Origin of the sequence: Achromobacter pulmonis, assembly GCF_902859765.1 — a bacterium.
GTDB classification, from domain to species: Bacteria; Pseudomonadota; Gammaproteobacteria; order Burkholderiales; family Burkholderiaceae_B; genus Achromobacter; species Achromobacter pulmonis.
The window spans coordinates 24,414-37,493 of record NZ_CADIJV010000013.1 but is presented as its reverse complement, the minus strand read 5'-3'; the positions used below and the strand labels follow the sequence as shown (position 1 = coordinate 37,493).

The following is a 13,080-nucleotide window of genomic DNA, read 5'->3' as shown; positions in this document are numbered from 1 at the left end:
CGGCGGCAGGCTGAAGGCCACACGAACATGAAACTCCGAACTTTGTTTTGCTGGACCGTGGCGGCCATGCCGCTGGCGAGCCAGGCACAGGACGTTCCCCTGAACATCGCGGTGCAGGGCCAGATCAAGCCGGCCGCCTGCGCCTTGCAGATCGCCGAACAAGGCACCTTCAACTATGGGCGGATCCAGCCCAAAGCGCTGAAAAGGGACAGCTTCACCTTGCTGCCCACGCTCGACCGCGAACTGCGTATTTCCTGCGAGGCGAAATCCCAAGTGGCGCTGACCATCAGCGACAGCAACGCCGGGAAGGTGGCATTCTCGCAAGACATCGTGTTCTTCGGCGGAAGCGGCAAGAGCTGGTCGCCCTCGCGGCAGTATGGGCTGCGCGACGATACGGGACGCAGCATGGGCGCCTGGGCCTTGCAACTGGTGCCCGGCTTCAAAGTGGACCAGCAGCCCACCGACTCCATCTACAGCAGCGACCGAGGCGTTACCTGGCAACCCTCGGTGGGCAACTTCTTCCATGACGACGGCAGCCTGGAGTCCTGGAGCCCGAGCGGATCGAAGGAACCGGTATCCGGCAGCGAATTCGTGGGCACGATGCGGGTTCAGGTGGCCTTGGACAGTACCGCCCGACTGGGTCTGTCGAGCGAGACCCCCTTCATCGGCGGCGCGGTCCTGACACTTGTCTATCTTTAGCGGCCGCGGCCGCCTCGTGCCGGGAGCGCCGGCGGATCATGAAGCCATACCTGATACTCCTTTGCGCCCTGCTGGGCGCCGCGCCTGGCGCCCCGAGCCGGGCGGCGCCGCCCGCGGCCGGCTGCCGGATCCAGCTTGGCGGCGGCGCCGCCATCGACTACGGCCGGATCAAGCGCAACCTGTTGCGCGCCGCCGAGGCCGCCCCGTTGCCGCCGCAGCAACGTCAGTTCACGCTGACCTGTGAACAGCCCGCGAGGCTCGCCTTGCGGCAGTCGGCCAGCGACGGCGCGGCCCATCCGGCGGCCGGCGGCAGGCTGGGCCTGACGCCGCAGACCAGCCATGGACTCGGGCGGGCATCCGGCCGGCCACTGGGCGCTTTCGCGCTGCGCTGGCGGCGCGACGGCGCCACGCTCGATGGCGTGCCAGCGCAACTGATCATCTCGTCCGACGGCGGCGCCACCTGGCGCGACATGCAGGACGACACGGTAGTCGGCGACGCCGACCTGATCGCCTGGTCGCGCGGCGGCGAACGCCGCCCGGCCAGCGGCCGCAGCCTGACGGCCGGCGTGCGGATCGAATCGGCGATCGCACCGACCGCCACCTTGTACCTGGGCCGCGAGGCCCTGCTCGACGGCTCGATCAGCCTGTCGGCGATTTTCCTGTAGGCCTTCCGAGGGCCATTACCGCGGGCCGCTTGCGGCCGGCATCAACACGTCTTTTACCTGCTGCCATGAAAACCTTCCTGACCCTTGTTTCCCTGGCCGGCGCCCTGCTGGCCAACGCCGCCGGCGCCGCCGGCGTGGTGCCCGAAAGCTCGGTGCTCATCGTCGATGAGGCCACCGGCGAGGGCACCATGACCGTACAGAACACCGACACCGCGCCGGTGTTGCTCTATTCGGCGATCGAGAACGTCGCCGAGGACACCGAAGAACTGCTGGTCGTGACCCCGCCGATGGCTCGTCTGGAAGCCGGCCAATCGCAGTTGGTGCGCTTCATGCTGACCCGCAAGGGCCCGCTGGCCACGCAGCGCCTCAAGCGCGCCACCTTCGAGGGCATTCCCTTCGCGCGCGATGCCGACAATCAGGTGCAGACGACCTTTCGCCAGAACATCCCGGTGATCATCCAGCCGCGCGGGCTGGAAAAGCTGAAAGACCCCTGGACCCGCCTGAGCGCCAGCGTCGACGGCGGCAAACTGCGCCTGTGCAATGACAGCGGCTACGTGGTGCGAATGGCCCAACAGGCGCGCCTGGACAGCGGCAACGTCAACCTGCCGCTGCCCAAGACCTATCTGCTGCCCGGTGAACGTTTCGAACTGCCCCTGGCCGGCAAGCGCGCCGCCGCCACCGGCACGGTAACGATCTGGCCGGCGACCGTCTACGGTTACGCCGCGGGCCAGCACGCGATCACCTTAGGCAACGGCTGCAAGCCGACGCCCGGGAAATGAACCCGCTCGCGTACCCGGCCGTGGGCCTGGCCGTCCTGCTCAGCATGATGGTCTCCCCCGCCGCGTTCGCGCAGCAATTCGACCCGCAGACCTTGCGCCGGCTGGGCATCTCGCCGGAAACGGCCGCCTATTTCAGCAAGACCGCGCGCTTTCTGCCGGGCGTCACCCGGGTACGCCTGCGGGTCAACGGCGCCGACCTGGGAACGGCCGACGTGCGCTTCGACGAGGAAGGCACGCTCTGCTTCACCCCCGACCTGCTGCGGCGCGCCGGCCTGAAGGTGCCGGACGGCACCGCCGACCAGGACTGCCCGGACTATCGCAAGGCCTACCCCGAAACCGCCATCACGCAGTTGCCGAATCAGGCGCAGGTCGACATCGTCACACCGTTGGCCGCGCGCGCGCCGGTCGAGGAATCCATGGTGGGGCAATACGCGTCGGGCGGTGTCGCCGCCCTGCTCAACTACAACATCAGCGGCGCGCGCAGCGGCAATGGCGACACCGGCTATCAGTACCTGCGCGCCTACAGCGAAACCGGCCTGAACATCGCCGACTGGATTGTGCGCAGCCGCCAGGACTATTACTCGCAAGGCGGACGTTCGACCTTCACCCAGGGCGACACCTATGCGCAGCGCGCCGTGCCGGCGTTGCGCGCCACGTTCCAGGCGGGCCAGATATCCCCCACCGGCTCATTGTTCGCCGTGGGCACCCTGCGCGGCGCGCAGCTGTTCCCGGAATACGCGCTGCGCCAGACCCAGGCCTCAGGCGTCGGCTTCAGCGGCATCGCCAACGGCCAGAGCCGGATCGAAGTGCGGCAACTGGGCACGTTGATCCTGATGACGCAGGTGCCGGCCGGCGCCTACACCATCAGCGACGTTCCCATCATCAGCGGCAACGCCGACCTGGACGTGCAGGTGATCGCGAGCAATGGCGAACGGCAGCAGTTCGTGGTGCCGGCGGCTTCCTTCGGCGCCGTGCGCAACACCACGGCGCCGGGGCTTTCGGTCGCGGTGGGACGCTACCAGGCTTACCGGGGCAGTGACAGCCAGACCCCGTTGGTGGCCACCGCGAGCAATGGCTGGAACCTGGGCGAGCACAGCACCCTCAATGCCGGCCTGCTGGTGTCGGCGCCCTACCGCGCCCTGGCGGCCACCTTCGCCGCCTCGCCCAGCGCCGCCCTCAACGGCTCGATCGGCATCCGCATGTCGAGCGCCTCGGCCGACGGCGCCAGGCGCCAGGGCCGGCAGATTGCCGCGACCCTGTCGCTTTCGCCCCTGGAGCGCCTGTCCACCAATGTCTCGGCGACCTGGCAGACCGAGGACTACCGCGACCTGGCGCAGGTGCTGCAACGCACCCGCGACCCACGCGCCGGCGCCAGGGCGAGCCAGACCTATACGGCCGGCGTATCCTGGTTCCAGCCCACGCTGGGCTCGCTGTCAGCGACCTATTCCGCCAGCCGCCTGGGCGGCGTGGACGCCACGCGTCAACGCGCCACCTTGTCGTGGAACCGCAGTTTCGGACGCGCGTCGGTCACGCTGTCGGCGGCCCGGGACCTGAGCGCGGACACGCGCGCGTACACGGACAATCAGTATTTCCTGACGCTCAGTTTTCCGTTGGGTAGCGCCAGCGCCGGCGTGTACGTCAGCAAGGCCGGCGACAGCAGCGCGGTCGGGGCGAGCTATTCCGACACGCTCAGCCCGCAGTTCAGCTACAACCTGAGCTCCAGCGTGGCCAATCCCGGCCACGCCGTCAATTCGTCGGTGGCGATCGATACGCTGCCGCGCTATGCCCGCGTCAATCTGTCGGCCAACCGCGATGCCCAGGGCGGCGTGTCGACCAACTGGGGCGTGCAGGGCGCGGTGGTGGCGGCCGGCGGCGCCGTGGCGTTTTCGCCGCACCAAGTGGGCGATACGTTCGGCATCGCCAAGGTCGGCAACCTGGGCGGGGTGGAGATCCAGACGCCGGCCGGGCCGACCTGGACTGACGCCTGGGGCCACGCGGTCATCCCCGAGCTGCCCGCCTACAGCGAAAGCGCGGTCGAGATCAACACCACCAGCCTGCCGCGCAACGCCAACCTGCCCAACGGCATCCAGTCGCTCAAGCCGGCGCGCGGCGCGGTGCAGGTGGTGGACTTCAATCTGCGCCAGGTGCAGCGCTATCTGCTGTCGGCGGTGTCGGCCGATGACCGGCAGCCGCTGGCCGAGCGGCTGCCGGTGATGGATGGGCGCGGCCATGTCATCACCCTGGTGGGCCGGCGCGGCCAGATCTTCCTGGATGACGCGTATGCGCTGCCGCTGCAGGTGGGCCTGAAGGACGGCGGCAAATGCATCCTGGAATTCCAGCCGGTGGCCAAACCCGACCCCGACCGGCCCTACGAAGACGCCGCCGCGCTGTGCCGCCGCATGGCGGCCAGCGCGGCGCGCGGCTAGAACCGGTATTGCACCGAGGCCTGCACCGCTCGCGACTGCTCCCCGCCGCCATAGCGGCCCTGGTAGCCCACCCGCCCGCTCCAGGCGCCGCCATTGGCGACGCTCAGGCCGGCCGAGACCAGCATGCGGTCGGCCGGCGCCATTGCGATGGTCTGCCCGAAGCTGCCCGCCATGCCGCGCAAGTGGCCGCGCACTTCGCGGGTCTTGCGCTGGAACTCGTGCTCCCAGGCCAGGCCGGCGTAGGGTCGCCACAGGTACTCGCCATGGCGCAGATCGGCCTGCAGGCGCAGCCCCAGCGTGGACGCCAGCGAGCGCCGGGTCTGTTCGCGGTAATTCATGCTGGTCGCGGTGCGCCCGCCATCGCGCGACTCGTTGTAGCCCCTGACATTGATGTTTTGCCAGGTCAGGCCGAGCGAAGGGATCAACGTGAAGGCGCCCGCATGCCAGTCGTATTGCGTCGAGGCGGACAAGGCGGAGGTCGTCCCAGTAGTCGAACCCTGCTCGCGCAAGCGGGCAGGCCCGATGGCGAACTCGCGGGCCACGTCGCCATAGCTCAGGTAGCCAACGCTACCGATCAGCGCCGCCGACCAATCGCCCGTGCGATAACGGCCGTACGCCGACAACTGGGTCTGGCCAAGGCGGAACCAGCCGGCGTCCCGTCCCAGCGTGGCGTGGTGCTGGACCTGGGACGCGCCGACCCCCACGAGCCAGTTCTGGCCAACGCCGCCGTCGATGCCAATGAGCAACATGTCCATGCGGTTGCCGAAGCCGGGCTTCCAGGCGTCGCCGCCACGCTGGCTATCGCTGGCGCGCTGATACGAGGCATAGGTCTGCACGCCGGAGGTGTTGTCACGCACGCGCAGACGGTCTCCGATCGCGGACAGGCTGGCGCGCGTGCCCGCCACCGGCGCTTCGGCCAGCAGGCCGATGCGGGTGGGCGCCTGCAGCACCGACAGCACGTAATCGGACAGCAGCGCGTGCCCGATGCCGCTGGGGTGGATGCCGTCCGCGAACAGATAGGTACGGTCCGCATCGGGCGCCACCAGGTTGGCGCGGCCGCACCAGATCGCCGCCTCGGCCCCACACGCGGGCGTGGTCACGTTGCGCAGGCCGTAGCGCTGCGGATGGTCGATCACCTCATTGAGCAGACCATGGACATCAAGGGCGACCAGGTTGCCCTGGTAATCCGCGAGCTGGCTGTTCAGCGAATCATTGAAGGTCGAGGCCATGTAGCTCAACAGGCTGCGCGCCTGGGCCGGCAAGCCCAGCGCCCGGGGGGTGCGGCCAATGTCGGGCAGGTTGACGACGAGCACGGTGCCCGCGCCGGCGTCGCGCAAGCGCATGACCTGGCCGGCGACGTCGACGGCGGTCTGGCCGGAGATCGCCAGCACCTGCCGTGCGGCGTCGGCCCGCGTCACGGGTACCGCCAACGAACCTTGATAGGTCTCCATCGTCGCCATCAGATCGTTGGCGCCCACCCAGACCGAATACAGGCCGTTGCGGCTCAGGCCCCCAGGGCGGCTCTGCAACAGCGCCGAGATCTGATCTTTGACCGAGGGAATCATGTAGTGCAGGGACACTTTCCCCATCCCGGTATCCAGCTCGGGCAATAGGTATTGGGTGGCCTGTGTCGTGCGCGCGCCGCCCCAGGCGTAGTTGTTGCCGCCATCCCCCGCCGGTTTCCAGGCATCCGCATTGCCACCACCCAAGGCCCGGGCCAGATGGAACGCCCAGGTGGAATCCGGATTGGTCGTGTGGGCGGGCAGCAGGGGCCTGCCCCAGAGAATGTAGGCCGTGTCGGCTACCGTCATCGTGGATGCGGCGCGGGATAATGGCTGCGCCAGGTGGAGGGCATAATTTGGCAGGACCTGGGTCTTCAATACCTCTAGAATCCGGGGTTTTCCCGTCACCATCGCTTGATCGACGAGATCGGGTATCTGCGGTGAGACGGCGCTATTTAGAGGGCCGCCCACCCACGACATAGCGCCGCCTAGCCACGAACTGGCAGCTTTTAATATTGCGTCCTGGACAGCTTGTTGTGCAAAATCAACTACGTCTGCCCTATTCGCTTTAATTTGGCCCATGATCAGATCCGTAGCCTTTTGCGCCTCGGCCTGCCCCGGACCTTGCATGAAATACTCCGGCAGGGACCTTCCATCCGGCCCGAGTACATACTTCCCGGTAAACGACTTTGCGGCGATTGCCCCGGTATCAGTGAGCGAATCGCCCAGGAAAATGACCTCGTCATAGGGCGAGGCCAGGGCGTTCAGTTGGGGGCCCAGCACGGCGGCCAGCGCGATCGCCATCATCCGCGCCTTGCGCCGGCGCTTCGGGTACCTTGAATCAATCATGCGACTGTCTCCTCCAGTTTATTGAGTCGAAGCCATCGTCATGGCCGCCCGCTCAGGCACTTGGCTTGGCAGCACGCCATGCGACAGTTTTTTTGAACAGCGTTTACCAAAACGAACGTTTGATTTCACTGTGAAACTCAATCTACCAGCCGGAGAAGTGCTGATTTCGTCCTCGAAAAAAACCGGAATTGTCTTAGCCGGGAATACCCCGAGCCTGCCGTCAGGGCGGCGTGGCGCCGGCCCCGGCCGGCCCCACCGGCACCGCCTCCGCATGCACCTTGAAGCGCCGCACTTGCTGCGCCAACCGGCCGGACTGCTCGCGCATGCTGACGGCCGCGGCGGCGGCCTGCTCCACCAGCGCGGCGTTCTGCTGGGTGACGTCGTCCATCTGCGCCACGGCCTGATTGACCTGGCCGATGCCGGTGGACTGTTCGACCGAGGCGCCCGCGATCTCGCGAACCAGCGTCACGGTGCGGTGCACGCTCTCCACCACTTCCCGCATGGTGCGGCCGGCCTCGTCGGCCTGGCGGGTGCCGTCCTCGACGCGGCTGACCGATTCGTTGATCAGCGCGTTGATTTCCTTGGCCGCCACCGCCGAACGCTGCGCCAGCGTGCGGACCTCGCCGGCCACCACCGCGAAGCCGCGGCCCTGCGCGCCAGCGCGCGCGGCTTCGACGGCGGCATTGAGCGCCAGGATATTGGTCTGAAACGCGATGCCATCTATCACGTTCGTGATGTCGGCGATCCGGCGCGAGCTTTCCGCGATCGCTTCCATGGTTCGCACCACGCCGTCGACTTCCTCGCCGCCGCGCGTGGCCACGCTGGAGGCGCGGGTGACGAGCTGCTCGGCCTGACTCGCATGGTTGGCGTTCAACTGCACGGTGCTGGTCAGTTGCTCCATCGACGCCGCGGTTTCTTCCAGCGACGCCGCCTGCGCCTCGGTGCGTTGCGACAGATCGGCATTGCCCTGCGCGATCTCGGAAGAGGCCGCGGCAATGCCTTCGCAGCCATCGCGCACGTCGCGCACAATGCACGCCAGGCCGTCGTTCATGTCCTTGAGCGCGGTCATCAGGTCACCGGTCTCATCGCGGCTGAGAACGCGGATGTCGCCGGTCAGGTCGCCGGCGGCCACCTGGCGCGCCGCGTTCACCGCCTGGCCGAGCGGCCCGACGATGCCGCGCGTCATCAGCCAGCCCAGTAGAATCCCGAGCGCCACGCCGCCGAACGACAGCGCGACCATGATGTCGCGGGTGCGCTCATACAGATCGGAACCGGCCTGCACCGACTGCGCGGTGGCGTTTTCCTTGTTGCGGGCGAGTTTTGCCATGAGGGCGTCCAGCATTTCCGAAGACGCGATCAACTGCTTTTCGATCTCGACGGCGCGTGGATCCTTCTGCATCAGCGGCAGTCTGGCGGCTTCGTTGAAGAACGCATCGGCGTCGCGCCGCCAGGCGTCTTCCATCTGTTTGAACGACACCAGCATGCGGCGCCCTTCCTCGGTGTGGAAGTAGCCATGGGCGCGCTCGCGCAACGCGTCCAGCTTGCTCACGGCGGTGTCGAACTGCTGACGGATGGCCTCGCGCTCGCGCTCGCTGGTCGCCGCCAGGTAGCTGTTGCGGGCGCGGCCGGCGTACACCAGTTGGAGGTTGGCGTCCTTGATTGCGGTCAGGCCACGCAGCTCGACATCGTAAAGCTCGGTGTTCATGTCGTTGATGCGGGCCATGGCCCAGACGCCGAAAGCGCCGATCGCGCCTCCCAATAGCGCCACCATCAGAAATGCGCCCGACAGGCGGGCACGGATACGCAAACCAGAAAAAAGCCGAAACATGCTTGCTCCCTAGGGTGCCGCGGCCCGATGGCGTGATACCGCCTGTTGTTGTGCCGGGGCTGTGTTGAGCCGGACTTGCATCGTAGGACCAAGGCACCGGCCGGGATAACACTAGGAAAAGCGGGTTTTTGCGACTTTTCCCGCTGCTGGTTCAAGCATTTGCTTAAGGCCTCTATAAATTTTTGCAATGCGCGCGCAGCGCGTGGGACGGTGGACAAATCCGTTGTTCAGTCCGAGAACGCGCGCGCGCTTTTGCAGTCTCGCCGCCCGCTAACGTCGGGTTAATGCGCGGCGGTGAGCATGGTGCGGCGTCGAGCCCGGGGCATTGCAAAGAACCGGGACTGGCTCAAGGGCAATGCCCCCCTTCACGCCTCGCTCGCGAGGCCCAGACGTTCACGGAGACCCGTCCCACCATGCGCACACCCGGATCCCTGCGGATCGCATCCCGACGCGCCCTGTCCATTCTTGCCCTGTCCATCCTGGCCGCCTGCGGTGGCGGTGGCGGTGGCGGTGGCGGTTCGCGTCAAGGCGCCTCGGGGGCGAACGCGCCCCTGCCCGGCCCCGCAGGCGGCGGCAGCGGTAGCGAGAACACGGCGGCGCCAGCCGCGCCGGTGGATCCAGTTGTTCCGGTTGTTCCGGTTGTTCCAGTGGTTCCGGTTGCGCCTGTCGAGCCGGTGGACCCAGGTACGCGCGACGAGCCTGTCGTGACTGTCGATCCGGTCGCACCCGACAATCCTGATGAACCGGCCGCCCCGGTTGCGCCGGCGCTTCCTGACGATCCTGACGCGCCCGCAGATCCTGACGCCCACGCCGATACGGACACGCCCGCCGACCCGGACCCAGCCGCCGTTCCCGCCGAGCCTGTTCCTGTCGAGCCGGTGCCCGTTGAACCCATACCCGTCGCGCCTCTCCCACCCGCTGATACCGGCACGCCTGACGACTCCAGTACGTCCGCCGACCCAGGCCCTACCGCCGTTCCCGTCGAGCCTGCGCCCGACACGCCAGTCCCGCCCGACGACACGGTCCCACCAGCCGAGACCGACGCGCCTGTCGAGACCGACACACCCGTCAAGACCGACACGCCCGTCGATACCGACGCACCCGTCAATACCGACACGCCCGCCGATACCGACACACCCGTCAATACCGACACGCCCGCCGATACCGACACACCCGTCAAGACCGACACGCCCGTCGATACCGACGCCCCCGTCAATACCGACACGCCCGTCGATACCGACGCACCCGTCAATACCGACACACCTGTCAATACCGACACGCCCGTCGATACCGACACACCCGTCAATACCGACACGCCCGCCGATACCGACACACCCGTCAATACCGACACACCCGTCAATACCGACACCTCAGCCGATACCGACACCTCCGCCGGCCCAACCGCCGTTCCCGTCGAGCCCGCCGAGCCGCTGCCCGCCCCCATTCCGATCGGCCCGCCCGTGCCCATCAGCGACGGCGGCATTCCCGGCTGGCGGCCCACGTCGCCTATGCCGGCGGTGCCGCTGGTGACCGCGTTCGACGGCACCGGCGTCAATGTCGGCGTGATCGACAATGGCTTCGAAGCCGACCCCGCCAAGGATCACCACAAGACCGCGGTGGCCGGCGCGCTGCGCGAGGTCATCGCCCCGGAATCCGCCGAGCCTACTGACGCCAGGGGCGCGGTCACCACCCACGGCGCCATGGTCAGCCGCGTCCTCGCCGGCCAGAGCGTGGCGGGCGACAGCTTTCCCAGGGGTGTGGCCACCGGTGTCAACCTGTACCAGGCCAACCGGCCTACCAGCTTCTCGAACGTACACCTGCAAAACCTGATGACCGCCATGAACGCGCGCGGGGTCAGGATCATCAACAACTCCTGGTCCTTCACCATCGTCGCCTCGCAGGCGCTGCCAGACGGTAGCGAAGCCCGGCCCGACTCAGCCACCGTCAGGGGTTATTTCCCGATGTACTTGACCGCCGTGACCCGCAACAACCAGTTGTTGGTCTGGGCCAACGGCAACGAATCGCGGGACAATCCCTACCTGATCGCGGGCGCGCCGTATGTCATGCCCGCGCTTGAACGCGGCTGGCTCACGGTCACGCAATTGGAGTCCGGGGCTGATAATCTCGCGTTGTGGTCCGACGCCTGCGGTGTCGCGGCGAACTGGTGCCTGAGCGTACGCACGCGCGCCAAATCCCTCACCGGCACTTCGTTCGCCGCGCCCATGGTCGCGGCCACCGCGGCGCTGGTGGCGCAGGCCTATCCCTGGATGGACAACAGCGCCCTGCGCCAGACCGTGCTGTCGACCACCGACGACCTGGGCGACCGGGCGCGCTTTGGCTGGGGCAAGTTGAACATTGAGCGCGCCGTGCGCGGCCCCGCCCTGTTCGACACGCGCCTGACGCTTGGCGGCGACTTCGTGGCCAGTTTCGATGACATGCGCTCGGAGTTCTTCAACGACATCGGCGGCGACGCCGGCCTGACCAAGGGCGGCACCGGCACGCTGGTGCTGTGGGGCCAGAACAGCTACGCCGGCACCACCACCATCAACAACGGCACCGTCGAGCTGTACGGCAGCCTTGCCGGCGACATCGCCATCCAGCCTGACGGCGCCCTGAGCGCCGACGGCGGCGTGGCGCGACGCTCGGTGGACAACCGCGGCACACTGCGGACCGACGGCAATGGCCTGCACATCCTCGGCGACTACACCGCCGAGCGCGAAGCCAACCTGACCACCCAGCTCGGCACGGCCCTGACGGTCGATGGCGCCGCCAGCCTGAACGATTCCACCCTGGTGGTCACCAAACCGGACGACGCCTACGTCGTCATGTCGCGCGAGACCGCGGTCAAGGCCGGCGCGGTGATCGGCCGTTTCGGCACGGTGACCGCGGGCGCGGGCCTGTTGTATGCGGTCAGCCCCGACTACTCGGCCACCCAGGTCGACCTGAACGTGGCGCGCAAGGACGTCGCGGAGGTGGCGCAAGGCCTGTACGCCGGCCAGCCCGGCCGGCTGGCCGCCGCGCAAGCCGTCGAAACCGCCTTCCAGGCCGCCGACGAGAAAGCGCTGGGCGCGGAGGCCCGCGTCAGCGACGCCTTCGTCGCGGGCGCGGCCCAGTTGCAAGCCGTGGCCGACGCCACGTCGCTGGCCGCCGCCCTGGACAGCGTCAGCGGACAGATCCACGCCTCGTCGCAGGCGCTGGCATTCCAGCAGGCGCAGACGGTGGACCGCGCCTTGACCGACCGCCTCGACGACCTCGCGCCGTCCGGCGCGCGCACCGGCGGCTGGGTCAACATGATCGGCGCCACGGGCCGGCTGCGCCAGTCCGGCTACGCCAGCGCCAACACCCGCCTGTATGGCGGCCAGGCCGGCTTCGACCACGCCATCAACGCCGACACCGTGGTGGGCATCGCCCTGGCCTGGTCTGACGCCAAGGCCAGCTTCGACAGCTACGGCGGCCGCGCCAGGAGCCAGGGCGCCGGGCTATCGCTGTATGCGCGCCTGGGCGCCGACCAGGGGCCCTATGTGGCGGCCCGCGCCGGCCATGAATGGATCCACGCCGACGTCCGCCGCGATGTCCTGGTGGGCGCCACCACGCGCCTGGACAGCGGGCGCGCCGACGGCCTGACCTCGCTGTACCTTGAAGCCGGCCACGCCTTCGCCGGCCATGGCAGCCGCCTCACCCCGTTCGTGGGCCTGTCGCACGACCACCTGCGGCGCGGCGCCATCGACGAGGGCAGCCATCCCTTCGCCCTGAAGTCCGGCGCGCGCGCCTACGACCAGAGCGCCGGACTGCTGGGCCTGCGGCTGCGCGCCGCGCCGGTGGACTGGGCCGGCGGCCTCACCACCTTCAGCGCCTATGGCGCCTACCGCTACGGCAATCCGGCGCGGCTGGACTTCACGGCCGCCTTTGGCGGCGCCCCCGACGCCAGCTTCCAGGTCGAAGGCATCGGGCTGCCGCGCCATAGCGGCTGGGTCGGCATGGGCGTCCGCGCCCAGCTCGGCAACGCGCTGTCCTGGTTCGTCAACGGCACCCTGCAATTCGGCCGTGGCGGCGTGGCCAGCAATGGCCTGTCGGCGGGGCTGCGCTGGCGCTTCCCGTAAGGCGCGCGGCGCGCACGCTCCGCCCGCCTATCAATCTTTGCGCATGACCCATGCGCCGGGGTTATGCCCGGCGCCACGCGCGCGCCAGCCGGGCTGAAAAATCATCATTCAAAACAGCCACTTACCCGGACAACGCCAGTTCCGGGACGGGCGCCCGCGCCCGTCCGCCCCGGGTTCCCCTATCGCTCGCCAGCGGGCAATCTACGCGCTTTGAATCCAAGGGGCCGCATGC

At 68.3% G+C, this 13,080-nt stretch carries 7 protein-coding genes; 5 read left to right on the top strand and 2 right to left on the bottom strand.

Annotated elements, in window-relative coordinates; genetic code table 11:
• Positions 1–27: 27 nt before the first annotated feature.
• From HV701_RS12885 to HV701_RS12870, 4 genes are all read left to right on the top strand, one after another.
• Positions 28–699, top strand: a complete 672-nt coding sequence (locus HV701_RS12885) for a DUF1120 domain-containing protein (protein WP_175133419.1) — start codon at positions 28–30, stop codon at positions 697–699.
• Between the two features lie 38 nt (positions 700–737).
• A complete protein-coding gene (locus HV701_RS12880) occupies positions 738–1,364 on the top strand; it encodes a DUF1120 domain-containing protein (RefSeq protein WP_175133418.1) in 627 nt (208 codons plus the stop codon).
• Between the two features lie 65 nt (positions 1,365–1,429).
• The gene (locus HV701_RS12875; protein ID WP_175133417.1) at positions 1,430–2,143 is read left to right on the top strand and encodes a fimbria/pilus chaperone family protein; all 714 of its coding nucleotides are present in this window, start codon (positions 1,430–1,432) and stop codon (positions 2,141–2,143) included.
• Complete coding sequence (locus HV701_RS12870) at positions 2,140–4,569, top strand: fimbria/pilus outer membrane usher protein (protein ID WP_175133416.1); 2,430 nt, start codon at positions 2,140–2,142, stop codon at positions 4,567–4,569. The genes HV701_RS12875 and HV701_RS12870 overlap by 4 nt, the downstream gene beginning before the upstream one ends.
• On the opposite strand, the gene HV701_RS12865 is transcribed toward HV701_RS12870, so the two are convergent.
• Positions 4,566–6,380 carry an autotransporter domain-containing protein gene (locus HV701_RS12865; protein ID WP_254595167.1) on the bottom strand — a complete coding sequence of 605 codons (1,815 nt, stop codon included), beginning with the start codon at positions 6,378–6,380 and terminating at the stop codon, positions 4,566–4,568. The genes HV701_RS12870 and HV701_RS12865 overlap by 4 nt on opposite strands.
• Before the next feature lie 760 nt (positions 6,381–7,140).
• Complete coding sequence (locus HV701_RS12860; RefSeq protein WP_175133414.1) at positions 7,141–8,748, bottom strand: methyl-accepting chemotaxis protein; 1,608 nt, start codon at positions 8,746–8,748, stop codon at positions 7,141–7,143.
• Between the two features lie 704 nt (positions 8,749–9,452).
• Here HV701_RS12860 and HV701_RS12855 point away from each other — a divergent pair.
• A complete protein-coding gene (locus HV701_RS12855; protein ID WP_175133413.1) occupies positions 9,453–12,848 on the top strand; it encodes an autotransporter domain-containing protein in 3,396 nt (1,131 codons plus the stop codon).
• The last annotated feature ends 232 nt before the right edge of the window (positions 12,849–13,080 follow it).

Coding starts and splice junctions, on each gene's coding strand:
- HV701_RS12870 (WP_175133416.1), top strand. CDS start 2,140: ATGAACCCGCTCGCGTACCCGGCCGTGGGCCTGGCCGTCCTGCTCAGC.
- HV701_RS12865 (WP_254595167.1), bottom strand. CDS start 6,380: ATGACGGTAGCCGACACGGCCTACATTCTCTGGGGCAGGCCCCTGCTG.
- HV701_RS12875 (WP_175133417.1), top strand. CDS start 1,430: ATGAAAACCTTCCTGACCCTTGTTTCCCTGGCCGGCGCCCTGCTGGCC.
- HV701_RS12860 (WP_175133414.1), bottom strand. CDS start 8,748: ATGTTTCGGCTTTTTTCTGGTTTGCGTATCCGTGCCCGCCTGTCGGGC.
- HV701_RS12880 (WP_175133418.1), top strand. CDS start 738: ATGAAGCCATACCTGATACTCCTTTGCGCCCTGCTGGGCGCCGCGCCT.
- HV701_RS12885 (WP_175133419.1), top strand. CDS start 28: ATGAAACTCCGAACTTTGTTTTGCTGGACCGTGGCGGCCATGCCGCTG.